The sequence below is a fragment of the Streptomyces sp. NPDC090442 genome (assembly GCF_044769405.1).
Lineage (GTDB): Bacteria > Actinomycetota > Actinomycetes > Streptomycetales > Streptomycetaceae > Streptomyces.
Window position 1 is genome coordinate 72,741 of sequence record NZ_JBIVXW010000032.1, and the last position, 18,405, is coordinate 91,145.

At 71.3% G+C, this 18,405-nt stretch carries 14 protein-coding genes; 11 read left to right on the forward strand and 3 right to left on the reverse strand.

From position 1 onward, the window contains the following. Nucleotides 1-22 precede the first annotated feature (22 nt). Nucleotides 23-1,255 carry a cytochrome P450 gene (locus tag ACIQU6_RS22925; RefSeq protein ID WP_403483519.1) on the forward strand — a complete coding sequence of 411 codons (1,233 nt, stop codon included), beginning with the start codon at nucleotides 23-25 and terminating at the stop codon, nucleotides 1,253-1,255. Between the two features lie 7 nt (nucleotides 1,256-1,262). Here the strand turns inward: ACIQU6_RS22925 and ACIQU6_RS22930 are convergent, their stop codons facing one another. Beyond that, nucleotides 1,263-3,752, reverse strand: a complete 2,490-nt coding sequence (locus tag ACIQU6_RS22930) for an ATP-dependent Clp protease ATP-binding subunit (RefSeq protein WP_403483553.1) — start codon at nucleotides 3,750-3,752, stop codon at nucleotides 1,263-1,265. Nucleotides 3,753-4,106: 354 nt separating this feature from the next. Here ACIQU6_RS22930 and ACIQU6_RS22935 point away from each other — a divergent pair, with 354 nt between their 5' ends. The 5 genes from ACIQU6_RS22935 to ACIQU6_RS22955 all read left to right on the forward strand — a co-directional run bounded on the left by ACIQU6_RS22935 (nucleotide 4,107) and on the right by ACIQU6_RS22955 (nucleotide 8,215). Next, entirely contained in the window at nucleotides 4,107-4,979 is an 873-nt protein-coding gene (locus tag ACIQU6_RS22935) for a polysaccharide deacetylase family protein (protein WP_403483520.1), read from the forward strand. Between the two features lie 367 nt (nucleotides 4,980-5,346). After that, nucleotides 5,347-5,805 carry an acyl-CoA thioesterase gene (locus ACIQU6_RS22940; protein ID WP_403483521.1) on the forward strand — a complete coding sequence of 153 codons (459 nt, stop codon included), beginning with the start codon at nucleotides 5,347-5,349 and terminating at the stop codon, nucleotides 5,803-5,805. A gap of 103 nt (nucleotides 5,806-5,908) precedes the next feature. Continuing rightward, entirely contained in the window at nucleotides 5,909-6,454 is a 546-nt protein-coding gene (locus ACIQU6_RS22945) for a flavoprotein (RefSeq protein ID WP_403483522.1), read from the forward strand. 154 nt (nucleotides 6,455-6,608) lie between these two features. Continuing rightward, nucleotides 6,609-7,334 (forward strand): hypothetical protein, encoded by a 726-nt coding sequence (locus tag ACIQU6_RS22950; protein ID WP_403483523.1) that lies wholly within the window; start codon nucleotides 6,609-6,611, stop codon nucleotides 7,332-7,334. Nucleotides 7,335-7,567: 233 nt separating this feature from the next. Beyond that, complete coding sequence (locus ACIQU6_RS22955; RefSeq protein WP_403483524.1) at nucleotides 7,568-8,215, forward strand: class I SAM-dependent methyltransferase; 648 nt, start codon at nucleotides 7,568-7,570, stop codon at nucleotides 8,213-8,215. A 461-nt stretch (nucleotides 8,216-8,676) separates the two neighbouring features. Here the strand turns inward: ACIQU6_RS22955 and ACIQU6_RS22960 are convergent, their stop codons facing one another. Continuing rightward, nucleotides 8,677-10,539, reverse strand: a complete 1,863-nt coding sequence (locus ACIQU6_RS22960) for a glycoside hydrolase family 15 protein (protein WP_403483525.1) — start codon at nucleotides 10,537-10,539, stop codon at nucleotides 8,677-8,679. Between the two features lie 354 nt (nucleotides 10,540-10,893). Between ACIQU6_RS22960 and kdpB the strand changes: the two genes are divergently transcribed. After that, nucleotides 10,894-13,140, forward strand: a complete 2,247-nt coding sequence (kdpB, locus tag ACIQU6_RS22965; RefSeq protein WP_403483526.1) for a potassium-transporting ATPase subunit KdpB — start codon at nucleotides 10,894-10,896, stop codon at nucleotides 13,138-13,140. 13 nt (nucleotides 13,141-13,153) lie between these two features. On the opposite strand, the gene ACIQU6_RS22970 is transcribed toward kdpB, so the two are convergent. Further along, entirely contained in the window at nucleotides 13,154-15,109 is a 1,956-nt protein-coding gene (locus ACIQU6_RS22970) for an amino acid transporter (protein WP_403483527.1), read from the reverse strand. 315 nt (nucleotides 15,110-15,424) lie between these two features. On the opposite strand from ACIQU6_RS22970, the gene ACIQU6_RS22975 reads away from it, so the two are divergent. From ACIQU6_RS22975 to ACIQU6_RS22990, 4 genes are all read left to right on the forward strand, one after another. After that, nucleotides 15,425-16,216 (forward strand): serine protease, encoded by a 792-nt coding sequence (locus ACIQU6_RS22975; protein WP_403483528.1) that lies wholly within the window; start codon nucleotides 15,425-15,427, stop codon nucleotides 16,214-16,216. Between the two features lie 27 nt (nucleotides 16,217-16,243). Further along, nucleotides 16,244-17,011: a class I SAM-dependent methyltransferase gene (locus tag ACIQU6_RS22980; protein WP_403483529.1), complete on the forward strand. Its 768-nt coding sequence runs from the start codon at nucleotides 16,244-16,246 to the stop codon at nucleotides 17,009-17,011. A 200-nt stretch (nucleotides 17,012-17,211) separates the two neighbouring features. Next, entirely contained in the window at nucleotides 17,212-17,682 is a 471-nt protein-coding gene (locus ACIQU6_RS22985) for a hypothetical protein (RefSeq protein ID WP_403483530.1), read from the forward strand. 179 nt (nucleotides 17,683-17,861) lie between these two features. Beyond that, the gene (locus ACIQU6_RS22990) at nucleotides 17,862-18,371 is read left to right on the forward strand and encodes a DUF664 domain-containing protein (RefSeq protein WP_403483531.1); all 510 of its coding nucleotides are present in this window, start codon (nucleotides 17,862-17,864) and stop codon (nucleotides 18,369-18,371) included. Nucleotides 18,372-18,405 lie beyond the last annotated feature (34 nt).

The following is an 18,405-nucleotide window of genomic DNA, read 5'->3' on the forward strand; positions in this document are numbered from 1 at the left end:
CGTCACGAGGAGAGCCCCGCGCATGTCCACGGAGACCCTGCTGGAGCGGATCAACGCCTACGCGAGCCGCCCCGACCCCTATCCGCTCTACGCCGAACTCCGCGAGCACGGTGTGGCGCGGCAGAACGACGGCAGCTACCTCGTCGGCACCTACCACGAGATCGCCGCGCTGCTGCACGATCCGCGCGTCAGCTCCGACGTGCGGCACCGTGCCGACCCGGAGGAGGCGTTGGCCAGGTCGGGCAACCTGCCGCCGTCCTTCATCGGCGTCGACGACCCCGAGCACGACCGGCTGCGCCGGTTGACGATGCGCCCCTTCGGCCCGCCGCACGCGCCGGGCCGGGTGGACGCGCTGCACGCCGACATCGTGACGATCGCCCGGAATTTGGTTGAGGGCCTGCGCGACCGGGACCGGATCGACATCGTGGACGACGTCGCCTACCCCCTGCCGGTCACCGTCGTCTGCCGGCTGCTGGGCGTCCCCCAGGAGGACATGCCCGAGATCCGCGGCTGGACCAACACCGTCATCGCCTCCCTGGACCGCTCCCCCGACGAGGACACCGCGGAGAAGCGGGCCGCCGGCGTGGAGGCGCGGATGGCGATGGCACAGTACCTGGGCGCGCTGGCCGAGCGGCGACGGGCCGACCCGACCGACGACATGATCTCCGCCCTGGTGCACGACGACGGCCCCCAAGGACGGCTCACCCAGGCCGAGTTGATGACGACCCTGCCGCTGCTGACCATCGCCGGGCACGAGACGACGGTCAATCTCATCACCAACGGGATGCTCACGCTGCTGCGCCAGCCGGAGCAGTTGGACCGGCTGCGCCGGGAGCCGGAACTGATGCCGTCGGCGGTGGAGGAGTTGCTCCGCTACGAGCCGCCGGTCCAGATGCTGCCGCAGCGCACGCCGTTGACCGACCTCGACGTGATGGGGGTGACCATCCCCAAGGGCGCGCCGCTGTATCTGATGCTGGCCTCCGGCAACCGGGACCCGCTGCGCTTCGAGGATCCGGACCGCTTCGATCCGGACCGCCGGGACAACCAGCACTTCGGCTTCGGCAGCGGGGTCCACAACTGCTTCGGCGCGCCGCTGGCCCGGGTGGAGACACAGGTCGCGCTGGTCGCGCTGCTACGTCACCTGGTCGAGCCGGGCCTGGTCGAGGACCCGCCGCCGTACCGACACAGCCCGATCCTGCGCGGCCCCCGGCACCTGCTGGTCACGCAGGATGCCGGGGCGACCGCGGGGGCCTGAGCGCCGGTCAGGATCCGGCGGCGGGCTCCTCGGCGGGCTTGCCGCCGGCCGGCTTCTCTTCGAGGGTGAGCGTCAACTGGCCGTCGCCGACGTCGGCGAGGACGGTGTCACCGGGGTTGAGGGTGCCGTCCAGGAGCATGGTGGAGAGCCGGTTGTCGAGTTCGTTCTGGAGCGTGCGGCGCAGCGGGCGGGCCCCGTATTCGGGCTGGTAGCCGCGGTTGGCCAGCCATTCCTTGGCGGCTTCGGTGACGTCCAGGCCGACCTGTTGGGCGTGCAGCCGGCGCCGGCTGCGCTCCAGCAGCAGGTCGACGATCTTGATGAGGTCGTCGCGGGTCAGCGCGTGGAAGACGATGACCTCGTCGATGCGGTTGAGGAACTCCGGCCGGAAGTGCGTCTGGAGGTCCTTCATCAGGTCGTCGCGGATCTCGTCGACGGATCCGTGGTGGGCCAGGATCCGTTGCGAGGCGATGTTGCTGGTCATGATGATGACGGTGTTGCGGAAGTCGATGGTGCGGCCCTGGGCGTCGGTGAGCCGCCCGTCGTCGAGGACCTGGAGCAGCAGGTTGAAGACGTCCGGGTGGGCCTTCTCGACCTCGTCGAAGAGGACGACGCTGTAGGGCCTGCGGCGGACGGCCTCCGTGAGTTGCCCGGCCTCCTCGTAGCCGACGTATCCGGGCGGGGAGCCGACGAGCCGGGAGACGGTGTGCTTCTCCTGGAACTCGCTCATGTCGAAGCGGACCATCCGGTCCGGGTCGCCGAAGAGCAACTCCGCGAGGGCCTTGGCCAGTTCGGTCTTGCCGACGCCGGTGGGCCCGAGGAAGAGGAAGCTGCCGCTGGGCCGGTCCGGGTCGCTCATGCCGGCGCGGCTGCGGCGGACGGCCTGGGAGACCGCGGTGACCGCCTCGTCCTGGCCGATCACCCGCTCGTGCAGGGCGTCTTCGAGCTTCATCAGCCGGTCGCGTTCGGTCTCGGTGAGCTGGGCGACGGGGATACCGGTGCGGGCGGAGAGCACCTCGGCGATGTCCTCGGCGGTGACGCTGGCGGCCTGCTCGCGCTCCTCACCGAGGTCGGCGAGCTCGCCCTCGGCCTGCCGGATGCGTTCCTTGAGTGCCGCGGCGCGTGCGTAGTCCTCGGTGCTGACCGCCTCGTCCTTCTCCCGACGGAGCTTGGTCAGGCGGTCCTCGATCTCGGCGGCCGGGCCGGGGCCGTCGAGGCTGCGCAGCCCGACCCGGGCGCCGGCCTGGTCCATGAGGTCGATGGCCTTGTCGGGCAGGAAACGGTCGGTGAGGTACCGGTCGGAGAGGGTGGCCGCGGCGTCCAACGCCTCGTCGGTGAAACGTACTTGGTGGTGCGCCTCGTAGGCGTCCCGCAGGCCACGTAGGATCTCGACGGTCTCGTCGACGGTCGGCTCGGGCACCATGACCGGCTGGAAGCGGCGTTCGAGCGCGGCGTCCTTCTCGACGTGCTTGCGGTACTCGTCGATGGTGGTCGCCCCGACGACACTCAGGTCCCCGCGGGCCAGGGCGGGTTTGAGGATGTTGCCGGCGTCCATGGCGCCCTCGCCGCCGCCTCCCGCCCCGACGACGGTGTGGAGTTCGTCGATGAAGAGGACGACGCCCTTGTCGGCGCCGGTGACCTCGTCGATGACCTTCTTCAGCCGCTCCTCGAACTCGCCCCGGTACTTGGAGCCGGCGACCATACCGGCCAGGTCCAGGGAGACCACCCGTCGGTTCCGCAGCGCCTTGGGCACTTCCCCGGCGACGACGCGTTGGGCGAGGCCCTCGACGATCGCGGTCTTGCCGACTCCGGGGTCGCCGATGAGGACGGGGTTGTTCTTCGTCCGGCGGGAGAGCACCTCGACGGTCTGCTCGATCTCCTCGGCCCGACCGACCACCGGGTCCAGCTTTCCGCTGCGCGCCTCGTCGGTGAGGTCCCGGCCGTATTCGTCCAGGGTCGGGGTGTCGCCGTGGCCGCCCTGCGCGGGCTGCCGGTCGCCGCGGGCGGCGCCGTGTTCCCGCACCCCCTCGGGGCCGAGGGCCTGGGTGAGGCCGGAGCGGGGGTCCTCCAGGAGCGCGGCGAGGATGTGCTCGGGGCCGATGTAGGAGGCGCCGGCGGCCTGCGAGCGGGCGTGCGCGGCGAGCAGGGCGCGCTTGGCGGCCGGGGTGAGCGCGGGCTCCCCGTTGCCGGTGCCGGAGGGCAGTTGTCGGGCGAGGTCCTCGGCGAGTTGGTCGGGGTCGGCGTCGGCCTGCTCCAGGATGTGCCGGGCGGCCGGCACTTGGGTCGCGGCCCACAGCAGATGGCCGGTGTCGAGGTCGGAACCGTCCTCGGCGGCGCGTCTGCCCGCCGTGGCCAGGAGTTCGTGCGCGGAGTCGCTGAGCAGGCGCCCGATGGGGACGCGTTGGACGGCCGGCGGGGAGGCCGCCGGGCTCATGCCGAAGAAGCGGTTGAAGAGGTCGGAGAACGGGTCGCTGGACCCGAAAGGCGAAGTCGTCACCATGACCACCCGTCCGGCGGGCAGCGCCACGGTGGTGTGCTGCCGGCCGTAGTCGATTGCCCGTACCCGGACAATTCTTCGCCGGGCGGTCCGGGGCGGCGACTGGAGACGGCGTCCGCCGCGGCAAACAGGCGTGCCGCCCGCCCCGCCAGGAACGTCACGCGCCCAGCCACGGATCAGCACTTACGCCGGGCGGCGGCGCGCAAGCCGCGCGGCCGGCGACCACCACCCGGAGGCGGGCGCCAAGTCGGCCGTCCACCGTCGCCTTTCGGACCCCACTTGACCCTCACATCAGTGTGAAGGTTCGACGATGCGGAACGAGGAAACCGCACCGCAACGGACCCGAGGTGAGCCCCCATGGACAACCAGCTCTACGACTACAGCCCGATCACCGAACGCGCCCCGATCTCCTGGCCCGGCGGCGCCCGGATCGCCTTCTACGTCGGGGTGAACATCGAGCACTACCAGGTCGACCGCCCCTCGACGAGCATCTTCCCCGGCACCACCGGGCTCGCCCCGGACCCGCTCAACTACGGCTGGCGCGACTACGGCCCACGGGTGGGCATCTGGCGGCTGGCGGAGAGCCTGGACCGGCACGGCATCCGCGCCAGCGTGCTGCTCAACTCCGATGTCGGCGAACGCTATCCGCAGATCATCGAGGCCGGCCGGGCCCGCAACTGGGCCTGGCTCGCGCACGGCAAGAACAACTCCGTCTTCCAGGCGGACATGACACCCGACGAGGAGCGGGCCTATCTGGCCGAGGTGGTCGACACCATCGAGCGGACCACCGGCCACCGCCCGCGCGGCTGGCTCGGCCCGGCCCTCACCGAGACCTTCCGCACCCCCGAGCTTCTCGCCGAACTGGGCCTGTCCTACGTACTGGACTGGACCAACGACGACCAGCCCTACCGCCTCAACGTCCCCGGCATGCTCAGCGTCCCGTACCCCATCGAGCTCAACGACATCAGCCTGTTCGTTGGCAAGAGTCTCAGCGGTCCCGACTTCGTACAGATCGTCAAGGACCAGTTGGACCAGCTCCACGCCGACGCGGCCGGCAGCGGCCGGGTGATGTCGCTGGCGCTGCACCCGTTCGTCATCGGCCAGCCGTTCCGTCACAAGTACCTGGACCAGGCGCTGGAGCACATCGCCCAGCATCCCGGGGTGTGGCTGACCACCAGCGACGAGATCGCCGAGCACTACGCCCGGACCACCGCAGGGCGGCCGGCCTGACGGCGGCGCCCGGTACGCGGCCCGCCAACCGCCGTACGGGGCACCACCCAACGCCACGCACCACCGCGCTCCGGGGAACTGCAGAGGTCGTAGCGCCGGTTCCGTCGGGCGCCGCGTCCCGCCGACCGTTACCGCGTGCGGCGCCCCGGGCCGGATTCGGTGGCCGATCCGGGCGCCGTCAGCCCGGGGATCGGGGGCGAGCCGCCGCCCCAACTGGTCGGCGCCCGCCGCCAGTAGGGCGCCGGGGACGGCGGTTGCGCCGGACGCAGCAGCGCCGTTTGACGGGGCAGACGGGACCACCGACGTTGGGGGCGGGGTCGAACCCGTCGGACGGCCGACGGGCAATCGGGAGAGGTGGATCACGATCGTGCAGAGCACGCCGCCCGCCGGTGCACCACGGCACTTCACCCGCGAGAAGAAGGTCTACTTCCACCACTGCGACCCCGCCGGAGTCGTCTTCTTCGCGCAGTACCTGGTCTTCCTGAACGAGATCGTCCAGGAATGGTTCGAGGCCGGCCTGACCGTCGACTACCCCGCACTCCTCCTGGAGCGACGCATCGGCATGCCGACCGCCCACGTCGAATGCGACTTCCTGGCGCCGAGCACCCTGGGCGACACCCTGCGCTTCACCCTGTCCGTGGAGCGGACCGGCAAGAGCTCCTTTCACCTCCTACTGGTGGGCACAGGTCCGGACCCCACGGACGTACGGGCACGCATCAAGGCCGTCCTGGTGTGCACCTCCCTCGACTCCCACCGGGCGGTCCCGCTCCCCGACGACGTCCGCACCGCGCTCCAGGATTGGCCGGCAACGAAGCTGAGCATCTGACGGGGGCGTCGCTTCCGCGAGGTCGTACCGTCACGCGACGGCCGTGCCGCCCCGTCGCCGACGCACCCTTGCGGGCATCCACCGGGCGCTGTGGACTGCTCTGGTGACGACGACTCGCACCCTGTACGTGATCGCCTGCGCCGCCGCGCCGGCCCGCCGCATCGACGTTCCCGTCCACACCGCCCAGGGTGCCGGCTGGGACGTCTGCGTGGTGCTGACGCCCGCCGCGTACCGGTGGGCGACCGAGGACGCCGACGGCGCGATCGAGGCCCTGGCCGACCTCACCGGGCACCCGGTCCGCCACCAGTACAAGCTGCCGAGCCAGCCGGACGTACTGCCGCCGCCGGACGCCCTGTTGGTCGCCCCGCTCACCTGCAACAGCCTCAACAAGTGGGCCGCCGGGATCTCCGACACGTTGGCGCTCGGCCTGTTGACGGAGGCGATCGGGCTGCGCATCCCGACGGTGGCGCTGCCCTGTTGGAACGCCGCCCAGCACGCGCACCCGGCCACCGCCCGCAGCATCGCCACCCTGAGGGACGCCGGCATCACGGTGCTGCTCGGGGACGACGGCTTCACACCGCACCCGCCGAAGGCGGGGAATCTCGACGCCTATCCCTGGCAAGCCGCCGTGGACGCGCTGCCCTCCTAGCGCACCACCTCACCCGACGTGTCCCGCTTCGCCCGCCCTGCCGCCGCCCGTCTGCACCTTGACGCCACCAACCGGGCGGACATCCTCAGGGAAGCGTGCTCTACTGCCGCAGCACGACCCCCCACCCTTCCGCTGCACGAAGGAGACTGCGCACATGCCGCATCGCCGGACAACAGCCGACACTTCCCCCACTCCCCCAACTGCCGCCCCGAACCGCCCGGCACCGAGCCGCAGGTGGGTACTGGCCGGACTGGCCGCAGCGGCCCCGGCGATCCTCACGGCCTGTGGCGGCCACAAGGAGGCCGCGGCCGCCATCAACCCGCACGGCCCCGGGAAGACCGCACCCGGGGACTCCACCGTCATCATGATCATCCGGCACGGCGAGAAGCCCGACAAGCACCACCCCGGCATCGACGAGCACGGCCACGAGGACCACAAGTCCCTCACCCAGCGCGGCTGGGACCGGGCCAACGGGCTGCCCAAGCTCTTCGACCCGCCGGCGGGCAAGCCCCTCCCGGCCGGCCTCCAGCGCCCGCGGACCATCTACGCGGCCACCGACAAGGGCCCGAACGCCGGCGCCCACCGGATGCGACAGACCGTCACCCCGCTCGCCCAGCACATGGGACTCAAGGTCGACCTGGATTACGCGGAGTCCGAGGAGAGCAACCTCGCGAAGGCCGCCCTCGCCGCCACCGGCCCGGTGCTGATCTGCTGGGAGCACAGTCGCATCCCCGACATCGTCGACGCACTCGGCGCCTCGGACACCGACGTCCCGCACAAGTGGCCCGACCGCTTCGACCTGGTGTGGGTCTTCACCCACACCAAGGGCTCCTGGGCCTTCCGCCAGGTCAACCAGCACCTGCTGCCCGGCGACGCCTGACGGCACACCGCGGAGCGCCACGCGCATCCGCCCCATACCCAGGGTTGGCACCCCTCCACCGATCAACCCACGGTGTGAGTCCACCTTCCCACCCACGCTCCGATGCCCGACCGCTCCACCGACTGATGCAATGTCCTCAGAACGCCAGCCAGCAGGGATCGTTGAGGAGGCGACAACGGCAAGGCAGCGAGGCCGTCCTCGCACACAGGGCACACGATCACGGGGAGCGCAGCATGTCGGACAAGGTGTCACACCCACTCTTCGCACGGCTCTATCCACGCATCAGCGCCTATGCGGACGCCCACGGTTCGCTCGAACACCGACGGGAGTTGCTCGCGGGCGCCCGGGGCCGAGTGGTCGAGATCGGTGCGGGGATCGGATCCAACTTCCGGCACTATCCGGCGGAGGTGGAGCGGGTCTTCGCGGTGGAGCCCGAGCCCAGACTGCGGGGCCTCGCCACGCGGGCCGCGGCCACGGCGCGGATACCGGTCGAGGTGCTGCCGGGTCGGGCGGAGCGACTGCCACTCGACGACGCGAGCGTCGACATGGCGGTGGCCTCACTGGTCCTGTGCACCATCGCGGACGTCCCCGCCGCACTCGGCGAGGTCCTGCGGGTCCTGAAACCGACCGGTGAACTGCGCTTCTACGAGCACGTCCGAGCGCAAGAGCCTCGCGTCTACCGACGACAGCGGATACTCAATCCGCTGTGGCGGCTCATCGGAGGGGGATGCAACGTCACACGGGACACGGAAACCGCCATCCGGAGGGCGGGTTTCACGATCGAGACCGTACGACGGTTCGAGTTCCGCCCCGACAGCAAGGCGTATCCGGCATCCCCCTCGATCATCGGGACTGCACGCCCTGCTGGTGCCTCCGACTGACGACCGGTAGTCACAACGGGCAGGGCCGGAGACGTAGTTGAACTCCTCCGGCGTGCCCGGCCGGCCGGGGGCGCGAGTCGAGCCCCGGCCGGCCTCACCGCCCTGGAACAGCGGCGGGGGCGGGCCGCCGGGCAGTGGGGCGCGATGGGGCGCGGCGCACTCCACGCAGGGTTTCGATGCAGGCCCTCGGAACGGAGCCTCGACGCGGGGCTCGACGCGGGGGCAGGACGCGGGACTTGGCCCGGGGGCCCGACGCATGTGTCGACATACGGGCGGCCTGAGGCGGAGGGGTGGGGCGGGAGGGGGAGGGGAGGAGGAGGGGAGGGGGAGGGGGAGGGGGAGGGGGGAAGCTCCAGAGGCAGGCCCAGCGACCAGCCGCCACCCGCCACCCGCCACCCGCCACCCGCCACCCGCCACCCGAAGGATCCCCCCCTCGCCCGCCTCACCGCCAACCCCCGTCCTCACCCCAGTGCTCGGTCCAAGTTGAAGGCTGCGCTGATCAGGGCCAAGTGGGTAAAAGCTTGGGGGAAGTTGCCGATCTGTTCGCCGGTTTGGCCGATTTCTTCGGCGTAGAGGCCGAGGTGGTTGGCGTAGGTGAGCATCTTCTCGAAGGCGAGGCGGGCCTCGTCGATTCGGCCGGCGCGGGAGAGCGCCTCGACGTACCAGAACGAGCAGATGGAGAAGGTGCCTTCCTCGCCGCGGAGTCCGTCGGGGCTGTTCTTGGGGTCGTAGCGGTAGACCAGGGAGTCGGAGACGAGTTCGTCGCCGAGGGCGTCCAGGGTGGAGAGCCACTTCGGGTCGGTCGGCGAGATGAACTTGGCGAGCGGCATCATCAGGACGGCGGCGTCCAGGACGTCGGCGCCCTCGTGTTGGACGAACGCCCGGCGCTCGGTGGACCAGCCGCGCTGCATGATGCGCCGGTAGATGGCGTCGCGTTCCCGCCCCCAGCGGATCATGTCGGCGGGCAGGCCGCGGTGGCGAGCGATGCGCATGGCCCGTTCGATGGCCACCCAGCACATCAACTGCGAGTAGAGGAAGTTCTGGATCTTGCCGCGGGTCTCCCAGATCCCCTCGTCCGGCTGGTCCCAGTTGTCACACACCCAGTTGACCAGGTTGCAGACGGTGTCCCAGTGGTCACTGGAGAGCGGCTGGCCCCACTTGTCGTAGAGGTAGAGGGAGTCGATCAGGGCGCCGTAGATGTCGAGTTGGAGCTGGTTGACGGCGTTGTTGCCGATGCGGACCGGGGCGGACCCCAAGTGGCCCTCAAGGTGCGGGAGTTCGAGCTCGGGGAGGTCGCTGCGGCCGTCGATGCCGTACATGATCTGAAGCGGGCCGTGGGCGCAGTCCTTCAGGCAGATCTTCGAGGAGAGGAAGTGCACGAACGACTCCGCTTCGTCGGTGAAGCCGAGGCGGAGCAGGGCGTAGATGCAGAAGGCGGCGTCCCGGACCCAGGCGTAGCGGTAGTCCCAGTTGCGCTCGCCGCCGATCTGTTCGGGCAGGCTGGTGGTGGGCGCGGCGACGATGGCGCCGGTCGGCGCGTAGGTGAGGAGCTTGAGGGTGAGGGCGGAGCGGTGCACCATCTCCCGCCAGCGTCCGCGGTAGCGGGAGTGGGCGAGCCAGCCGCGCCAGTAGCGCACGGTGGCGCCGAAGAGTTGCTCGGCTTCCCGGACGGCGCAGAACCGGGGTTCGACGCCCTCGCCGATCCGGTCGAGCGCGAAGACGGCGGCCTCCCCCTCGGCGAGGGTGAACGTGGCGCGGGCGTCCGGTCCGTCGATGTCGACGGGGACGCTGGAGGTGAGCGCGAGGGAGAGGTCCGGTGAGTCGAAGACGGTCAGGCCCTGGTGGTGGCTGCTGACGGTGTGCGTCTGCCGCCCGTAGTCGAAGCGGGGCGCCACGCGGACGTGGAACGGGAGGGAGCCGCGGACGCAGAGCACGCGTCGGATCAGCCGGTGCCGGTCGGCCTCGCGGGAGTCGCCGACGATGGGCATGAAGTCCTGTACCTCGGCGACGCCGTTGTCCGCGAAGAAGCGGGTGATGAGGATGTTGGTGTCGGGGAAGTAGAACTGCTTGGTGCGGGCCGGTACGTCGGGGGCGAGGGCGAAGGCCCCGCCGCGGTCGGCGTCGAGGAGCGCGGCGAAGACGCTGGGGGCGTCGAAGCGGGCACAGCAGTACCAGTCGATGGTGCCGTTGGTGCCGACGAGGGCAGCGGTGCGCATGTCGCCGATCAGGCCGTGTTCGGCGATGGGGACGTAGCGCGGGGCATCGGCCCTGCTGGGGCGGAGGCTCGTGGCGGGTGTCGTCAGGAGCCCCGTGGGCGTGGTCATCTGACCTCCCCTGCGCTGGGGGAACGAGCAGGAGCAGTGGATTCAGGCTACCTCCGGGCGGGTCGGCGTGGCCCGTTCACGGCCGCCGCCGGTCCGTGGGCGGTGCGGAGCCATGGCCAGGACGTAAGAGAGCCGCAAATTCCGTTGCTGGCCGGGACTGTACGCGTGGGCGAGGGCCTAGATTCGGTGCCGGCCGGGAGACGGCCGTGGACGGCGGACGCGCAGGTCGGCGGCGGTCCGTGGACCCCATGCCGATGCTGTCGAACCTGCGCGCCCTGGCTGTGCGCCTGGGTACCGGTACGGGCGTCTCCTGGCTCCTTCTTTCGTATCCGCCGCTCCAGAAAGCCTGCGCGCATGCCTGCTGCCCCGTCCCGCGTCCCCGCCCCCTCACCGAAGGCTCCGGAGCACGCTGCGGGGGGCGTCCCCCCACGTGGCGCTGGAGGGGCCGGAGGCGGGTCGGGTGGTCATCATCGAGGTCGGCGGCGACGGGCGTCGGCCGGGTTGTTCGATCCGCGGGTGTTGCTGACGGCGTTGCCGGAGGCGATGCGGAAGCTGCATCCGCGGGCGCTGGCCAGGAACCCGGTGTTGTTCGTGGTGGCCTGTGGTTCGCTGCTGACGACGTTGTCCGCGGTGTTGTATCCGTCAGTGTTCAGCTGGGTGATCAGTGGGTGGCTGTGGCTGACGGTGGTGTTCGCGCAGCTCGCGGAGGCGGTCGCCGAGGGGCGGGGCCGGGCGCAGGCGGCGTCGTTGCGCCGGGCCCGGACGGACCTCATGGCGCGGCGGTTGCGGGACAACTGGCGGGTGGGGGTGCATCTGGAGAGTGCGGTCACCGAGACGGTGCCGGCGTCGGACCTGCGGCCGTTCGACTTCGTGGTGATCGAGGCGGGCGAGGCGGTGCCGGCGGACGGTGAGGTGGTCGACGGGGTGGCCAGCGTCGACGAGTCGGCGGTGACCGGGGAGTCGGCGCCGGTGTTGCGGGAGGCGGGTGGTGACCGGTCCGGGGTGACGGGCGGTACGACGGTGTTGTCGGACCGGATCGTGGTGCGGGTGACCTCGCGGTCCGGGCACTCGTTCCTGGACCGGATGATCGCGCTGGTGGAGGGGGCGGCGCGGCAGCGGACGCCGAACGAGATCGCGCTGCACATCCTGTTGGCCGCGCTGACCATCGTGTTCCTCCTGGTGGTGGTGACGCTGCAGCCGATGGCGTCGTACGCGGGGGCGGCGCAGCAGACGGCGGTGTTGGTGGCGCTGCTGGTCACGTTGATCCCGACGACGATCGGGGCGTTGTTGTCGGCGATCGGCATCGCGGGGATGGACCGGTTGGTGCAGCGGAACGTGGTGGCGATGTCGGGTCGTGCGGTGGAGGCGGCGGGGGATATCAACACCCTGTTGCTCGACAAGACCGGGACGATCACACTGGGTCACCGGGAGGCGGTGGCGTTCGTGCCGATGCCGGGCGGTGACGAGCTGGCGCTCGCGGATGCCGCGCAGTTGTCGTCGTTGGCGGACGAGACGCCGGAGGGGCGCTCGGTGGTGGCGCTGGCGCGGGAGAAGTACGGGTTGGAGGCGCCGACGGAGGGGGAGCTGGCGTTCGTTCGGTATGTGCCGTTCAGTGCGCGGACGCGGATGAGCGGGGTGGATCTGCGCTGGGCGGACGGTTCGGAGGCGGCGGGCGGGGCCGGGGCGAGTGGCCGGTATCCGGGCGAGGTGGTGATCCGCAAGGGGGCGTCCGCGCAGATCATCGAGTGGATGGGGCAGTTGGGGGGTGAAGTGCCCGCGGAGGCGCGGTTGTTCAGTGATGCGATCAGTGCGGCCGGGGGGACTCCGTTGCTGGTGGCGATGGAGGATCGGCGGGGGCCGCGGGTGTTGGGGGTGGTGCATTTGAAGGACGTGGTCAAGGAGGGGATTCGGGAGCGGTTCTCCGAGTTGCGGCGGATGGGCATCCGGACGGTGATGGTCACCGGTGACAATCCGTTGACGGCGCGGGCGATCGCGCAGGAGGCGGGGGTGGACGACTATCTGGCGGAGGCCACTCCGGAGGAGAAGCTGGGGTTGATCGTCCGGGAGCAGGCGGGCGGCCGGCTGGTGGCGATGACCGGTGACGGGACGAACGACGCGCCGGCGTTGGCGCAGGCGGACGTCGGGGTGGCGATGAACACCGGCACGTCCGCCGCGAAGGAGGCCGGGAACATGGTGGATCTCGACTCCAACCCGACGAAGCTGATAGAGATCGTGGAGGTGGGCAAGCAACTGCTCATCACGCGTGGGGCGTTGACGACGTTCTCGATCACCAATGACGTGGCGAAGTACTTCGCGATCATTCCGGCGATGTTCGCCGGGGTGTATCCGGGGTTGTCGACGTTGAACGTGATGGAGCTGCACAGCCCGACGTCGGCGATCACGTCGGCGATCATCTTCAACGCGCTGGTGATCGTGGCGCTGATTCCGCTGGCGCTGCGCGGGGTGCGGTACCGGCCGGCGTCCGCGCACGACCTGCTGCGGCGGAACCTGGCGTTCTTCGGTCTGGGCGGTCTGGTGGCGCCGTTCCTCGGGATCAAGCTGATCGATCTGGTGATCTCGGGGATTCCGGGGCTGGGTTGAGGCGCGGGCCGGGTCAGCCGACGTGGACGCGGGGGCGTCGGCTGCGGTCCGGTTCGGCCTCGCGGAGCACTTCCCGGGTGACGGGGGCGACCTCGCCCTGGCCGAAGAGGAAGTAGCGCAGGAATTGGGCGAGGGGGTTGCCCTCGGTCCATTCGAAGTAGATGTGCGGGCGTTGTCCGGTGGTGTCGCGGATGTGCAGGAGGAGGGCGGCGAGGGCGTTGGAGACGGCGGCGCTCTCCAGGCGGAGGACGCGGTAGCGGTCGTGCACGACATCGCCGTTGACGTGGAGTTCGCTCTCGAATTCGGAGGGGTCGCGGATGGTGACCTCAACGAAGACCAGGTCGTCTTCGGCGGGGATGTCGTTGTCGGCGCGGATCTGTTGGGCCTTGTTGCGGTATTCGGTGAGGTCGCCGCGGTGGGGTTCGTTGGCGATGAGGCGGATGCGGCGTTGGGCGATGTCGCGGACGAAGCGTTGGGCGGTGTCGTCCAGGAGGACGGCGGTGACGCGGAGTTCGAAGGCGCGGGCGAGGCGTGAGGTGAAGGAGAGCAGGATGATGCCGGCGATGAAGCAGGCGCCGATCTTCACGCCGTCGGGCCGCTCGATGACGTTGGTGATGGTGGTGTAGAGGAACACCACGGAGATCACGGCGAATCCGATGGCCCAGCGCTTCTGTTGGGCGCGGCGGGCGGCGATGGTGACGGCGATCGCGGCGGAGCTGATGAGGACCAGGACGCCGGTGGCGTAGGCGCCGCCCTGGGCGTCGACGTCGGCGTCGAAGAGCCAGGTGACCAGGAAGGCGACGGCGGTGAAGACCAGCACCATGGGGCGGACGGCGCGGGCCCAGTGGGGTGCCATGCCGTAGCGCGGGAGGTACTGCGGCATCAGGTTGAGCAGTCCGGCCATGGCGGAGGCGCCGGCGAACCAGAGGATGGCGATGGTGGAGACGTCGTAGACGGTGCCGAAGGCGGGGCCGAGGTACTCGTGCGCCAGGTAGGCCAGGGCGCGGCCGTTGGCGGGTCCGCCGGGGCGGAAGGCGGGGGCGGGGATGAGGAGGGTGGTGACGAAGCTGGTGATGATGAGGAAGATGCTCATGATGACGGCGGCGGTGGTCAGCAGCTTCTTGGCGCCCCGGATCCGTCCGGTGGGGCGGGCCTCGGTGTCGTCGGGGTCGCCCTCGATGTGCGGCATGACCGCGACGCCGGTCTCGAACCCGGAGAGGCCGAGGGCGAGTTTGGGGAAGACCAGGAGGGCCACCGCGATCATGGCCGGAATGCTGCCGTGTTGGACGGTCAGCAGGTGGGTCCAGTCGGTGATGACGTGCTCGGCGGTGACCACGTGCCAGACGCCGGCGACCGCGACGACGGCGTTGAGCACGAGGTAGATGCCGACGAGGACGACGGCCACGCCGATCGCCTCCAGGAACCCCTTGAGGAAGACCGCGCCGAGCAGGGCGATGAGGATCAGCGTGACGATCATCTGGCGGCCTTGCAGGGCGCTGTGGACGTGGGGGTTCTCGACGAGGTGGGTGGCGGCGTCGGCGGCGGACAGGGTGATGGTGATGAGGAAGTCGGTGGCGGCGAAGCCCAGCAGGGTGAGGACGAACAGCTTGCCCTTCCAGAAGGACAGCAGGCGTTCGAGCATGGCGATCGAGCCCTGGCCGTGGGGGCTTTCGGTGGCGACCCGGCGGTATACGGGGAGCGCGCCGGCGAGGGTGACGGCGACCAGGACGAGGGTGGCGATGGGCGAGAGGAGGCCGGCGGCGAGGGCGGCGATGCCCGGCTGGTAGCCGAGGGTGGAGAAGTAGTCGACGCCGGTCAGGCACATCACGCGCCACCAGCGCTGGCCCCGGTGGGCGGGTTCGGCGGGGGCGCGGTGCGCGGCGCCGATGTCGGCGAGGCCCTGCAGCATCCAGGCGCGCAGGCGTTGCCGCGCAGTGGTCCTGGCATCGGCAGGGACGGAGGCGGCCATCGTGTGCTCCTGTCGTACACCGAAAGGATCCGGCCATCGTTACGGCGGCGGGTTCAGCGTACGCATTCCCGGGGGCCGGGCCGTGGCGTTCGGAGACTGGCGGGGGTCGTGTCTCGGCGGTGACGGATGAGTCGGCCGGGGCTCAACGGCGTTGGGCCGGCGTCCCGTTGGAGGGGTGAGGGGTGTTCAAACGCCGCCGGACCCAAGACCACCAATTCGGTGGAAAGCGCGGACTCTTCGCCCCGGTCCGGCGGAGGTTGCCTGAGGATCGCTGGAGGAGGAGGAGTCCTGGCCGATCCGGATTCGGGAGGCGGAATGGCACGGTCATGGCTGCGGGGCGGGGCGGCGGCGCTCGCGTTGTTGGGGGCGGTGCTGGTCGGAGTGCCGCCGGCGACGGCGGTGGCGGGGCGGGCGGCACTGGAGACCCGCATCGTCGGCGGGAGGAACGCCGATGTGCGGGACGCGCCCTGGCAGGTGTCGGTGCGCACCCACGGGGGCCACGTCTGCGGCGGTTCAATCATCCGCGCCGATGCGGTGGTCACGGCGGCGCACTGCGCGTCGGGGATGCCGGCGGACTCGCTGAGCGTCCGGGCGGGCAGCAGCGTGCGGGATAACGGTGGGCAGGTGGTGCGGGTGGCGCGGATGCTCCGGCATCCGAAGTTCGACGCCGCGACGATCGACTACGACGTGGCGGTGCTGGAGTTGGCGTCGCCGCTGACGCTCGGGCCCGAGGTCCGGGCCATCCCGCTGGCGGCGGAGGGCAAGGAGCCCGCCGAGGGCACCCCGGCGACCGTCACCGGCTGGGGCGCGACGCGGGACGGCGGCGCACTCCCCGAGCATCTGCGGCGGGTCGATGTGCCCAAGCTGTCCGACGCGTACTGCAAGGGCGCCTACGGTCCGTCCGCGATCACGCCGCGGATGGCCTGCTACGGCTATGTCGCGGGCCGCAAGGACGCCTGCCAGGGGGACAGCGGGGGGCCGTTGGTGGTCGACGGGCGGTTGGCGGGCATCGCGTCCTGGGGGACGGGGTGTGCCGCGGCGGGGCATCCGGGGGTCTACACGAAGGTCAGCGATCCGGCGATCCACGCCTATATCGCGGGCTCGTAGCGCGGGCGGGGCGCCTATGCTGACGCGATGTTCGCTCCCGAGGGTCCCACGTTGCGTGAGCTCGCCGTGCAGGCGCTGTCGTCGGTGGAGCGGGGCTACGACCTGCTCGCGCCGAAGTTCGACCGCACACCGTTCCGGACGCCGGATGCGGTGTTGCGGCCGGTGCTACGGGACTTGCAGGGGCTGGGGCCGTTCGCCAACGGGCTGGACCTGTGCTGCGGTACCGGCGCGGGCATGGCGGTGCTGGCGCAGGTGTGCCGGGAGCGGGTGACCGGCGTCGACGTCAGCGCGGGGATGTTGGCGGTGGGGCGGGCCCGTGGGCCGGAGGGCGAGCGGGCGGCGGACGCGGTCGGTGGGGGCGGGCCGCGGTGGGAGTGGGTGCGGGCGGATGCGCGGGCGCTGCCGTTCGGGCCGGTCTTCGACGTCGTGGTGAGCTTCGGGGCGTTCGGGCACTTCCTGCCGCGGGAGCGGCCGGGGCTGTTCGCGCAGGTGGCCGGGGTGCTGCGGCCCGGTGGGCGGTTCGTGTTCCCGGTGATGGCACCAACCCGGCCGGGGTCGCCGGCGTACTGGGCGCTGTTGGGTTTCGACGCGGCGATGCGGGTGCGCAATGTCCTGTGGCGGCCGCAGTTCGTGATGTACTACCGCGGCTTCCGGCTCTCGCAGGTGCGCGCGGAGCTGGCGCGGGCCGGGTTCGCCGTGGAGTGGCGCGCGTTGCCCGAGCTGGGGCGGCGCGTGGACGGCAGCCCCCGCGGGCGGCTGATGGTCGCGACGCGACCGGACACGCCGTCGGACTGAACGGTTCGGGACGAACCCGACGTGCACAAGTCCATGTGTGACCGTTGCGCGCCGCAACGTTCGCCAACTCCCGCGCTGGGTAGGCTTGTTCCCATGCCGCACCACAACGCCTCGCCGTTGCCGGCGTTCGCCACCCATGAGCCACGCCACCCGGTCACGTCTGTGTCGTTGAGTCCTTCGTGATTTCCTATCCGGACCCCGTGACCACCGGTGCGGTCACCTGTGACCTGTGCCATTACCGACGTCCCGCCGCCGGCGCGCCCCCCGTTGCGGCGCGGCCACCGGACGGCCCGCAGCGGGAGATGCGGCTGTGCGCGCCGTGCCGCGAGGACCGTCCGGGCCGCCGGCGTCGCGAGCTGATCGAGGAGGACTTCAGCTGGCAGGTGATGTCCCGCCAGGCGCACGATCTCGCGGACGCCTACGCCGCCGGCCGGTGGCTGCCCTACGAGGACGAGCACCGCTGGGCGTTGGGCCTGGCCCGGACGTACTGGACCCGGCCCGCGTTGGAGGCCGCGCTCCGCGACCCCAACCCGTACCTCCGGGCCGGGCGCCTGGTCCGCGTGGTGGAGCCGCTCCCCCGCATCCTCGGCATCGTCGGGCCCGGTGACCGCTCCCTGCGGCCGGTCCAGGCGCTGCTGGACACCCTCGCGGTGTGGTCCACGCGGTCCTGACGCGCTGCCCGGCCGCGCGGCCCGGACCGCGGTCCAGGCGCCCGCACCGGCCGGGCGGAGACGCTTCCGCCATGCGGCGGACCGGCCCCCTGACCTGGGTGCGCCGCGCGCCGGCCCCCGCGCCGGCTTGCGACGATGGGCCGCCTCGTTCAGGCCGTCACCCACCGTACGGAGCCGCCATGTCCGCCAGCACCGCTCTGCTCGTCGACGCCTTCGGTCGGATCCGCGAGGTCGTCGAGGAGGTGGTCGACGGGTTGGGGCCCGAGGAGCTCGGCAGCCGTCCCGAGGGGCGGGGCAACTCCGTCGCCTGGCTGGTCTGGCACCTCACACGGGTGCAGGACGACCATGTCGCGGGAGCCGCCGGCACCGAGCAGCTCTGGACCGCCGACGAGTGGTGCGCGGCGTTCGGGCTGCCGTTCGCCGCGGACGACACCGGCTACGGGCACTCCAGCCGGGACGTGGCGAAGGTGCGGGGCCTGACCGCCGAGCTGCTGACGGGTTATCACGCGGCGGTGCACGAGAGCACGGTGCGCTTCCTGCGCCCGCTCGCGGTGAAGGACCTCGACCGGATCGTCGACCGGGGTTGGACCCCGCCGGTCACCCTGGGCGTCCGCCTGGTGAGCGTGCTCGCGGACGATCTCCAACACGCCGGCCAGGCCGCCTATGTGCGGGGGCTGTTGGGGAAGTGAGCCCGGACCGCGGGCGGCCCCGCGGTCCGGGTCC

Bases quoted from the DNA above. Each gene is read 5' to 3' on its own strand.
- ACIQU6_RS22975 (WP_403483528.1), top strand. From the start codon at position 15,425: ATGGCACGGTCATGGCTGCGGGGCGGGGCGGCGGCGCTCGCGTTGTTG.
- ACIQU6_RS22955 (WP_403483524.1), top strand. From the start codon at position 7,568: ATGTCGGACAAGGTGTCACACCCACTCTTCGCACGGCTCTATCCACGC.
- ACIQU6_RS22925 (WP_403483519.1), top strand. From the start codon at position 23: ATGTCCACGGAGACCCTGCTGGAGCGGATCAACGCCTACGCGAGCCGC.
- ACIQU6_RS22980 (WP_403483529.1), top strand. From the start codon at position 16,244: ATGTTCGCTCCCGAGGGTCCCACGTTGCGTGAGCTCGCCGTGCAGGCG.
- ACIQU6_RS22990 (WP_403483531.1), top strand. From the start codon at position 17,862: ATGTCCGCCAGCACCGCTCTGCTCGTCGACGCCTTCGGTCGGATCCGC.
- ACIQU6_RS22950 (WP_403483523.1), top strand. From the start codon at position 6,609: ATGCCGCATCGCCGGACAACAGCCGACACTTCCCCCACTCCCCCAACT.
- ACIQU6_RS22935 (WP_403483520.1), top strand. From the start codon at position 4,107: ATGGACAACCAGCTCTACGACTACAGCCCGATCACCGAACGCGCCCCG.
- kdpB (WP_403483526.1), top strand. From the start codon at position 10,894: ATGCCTGCTGCCCCGTCCCGCGTCCCCGCCCCCTCACCGAAGGCTCCG.
- ACIQU6_RS22970 (WP_403483527.1), bottom strand. From the start codon at position 15,109: ATGGCCGCCTCCGTCCCTGCCGATGCCAGGACCACTGCGCGGCAACGC.
- ACIQU6_RS22960 (WP_403483525.1), bottom strand. From the start codon at position 10,539: ATGACCACGCCCACGGGGCTCCTGACGACACCCGCCACGAGCCTCCGC.
- ACIQU6_RS22930 (WP_403483553.1), bottom strand. From the start codon at position 3,752: ATGGTGACGACTTCGCCTTTCGGGTCCAGCGACCCGTTCTCCGACCTC.